General features: G+C 40.1%; 1 protein-coding gene. It reads left to right on the top strand.

What is annotated here, in order from left to right; translation table 11 throughout:
* Positions 1 to 602, top strand: a 602-nt coding sequence (locus tag K9V48_RS28450) for an IS3 family transposase (RefSeq protein WP_224142353.1), incomplete at its 5' end; no start/stop codon positions are given.
* Positions 603 to 624 lie beyond the last annotated feature (22 nt).

Below are 624 nucleotides of genomic sequence, written 5' to 3'. Positions count from 1 at the left end.
AGGCGGGAATTTCTTCAATTACGATTAAAAAATTCCGTCCACAATCAAATAAAAAACCGATTGAGGCTCGTGAAAACATACTACAACAGGACTTTTCTACGTCCAAATTAAACGAAAAATGGGTGGCTGATATCACCTATATTCACACTTTGCGAGATGGCTGGTGTTATTTAGCCACGGTTTTAGACCTGCATTCTAAAAAAATCATCGGATATTCTTTCTCTCGTGCCATGACGATTGAACTTGTTTTACATGCTTTAGACAATGCCACTTCTGTGCAACAGCCGGAGCCTGGCCTCATTTTACATACGGACCTTGGCTCTCAATACACAAGTGAAGATTTTAGCCAAGCTCTTAAAGAACAGGAAATCATTCCATCTTTCAGTCGCAAAGGCTGCCCCTACGATAACGCATGTATCGAATCTTTTCATGCCATTTTAAAGAAGGAAGAAGTCCATCACGTAACCTATTTAAATTTCGAATCAGCGAACGCAGCCTTGTTTCAGTTTATTGAAGGCTGGTATAATCGCCGACGTATTCACGGCCAATTAAACTTTCAGACGCCGCAAGAAGTAGAAGATCAGTTTCATCAATCAGCATGAAAAGTTAACTTATTTGTGTCCA

The organism is Metabacillus rhizolycopersici, assembly GCF_020075705.1.
The sequence above is the reverse complement of the archived record's forward strand: the minus strand, read 5'-3'. Positions and strand labels throughout refer to the sequence as shown.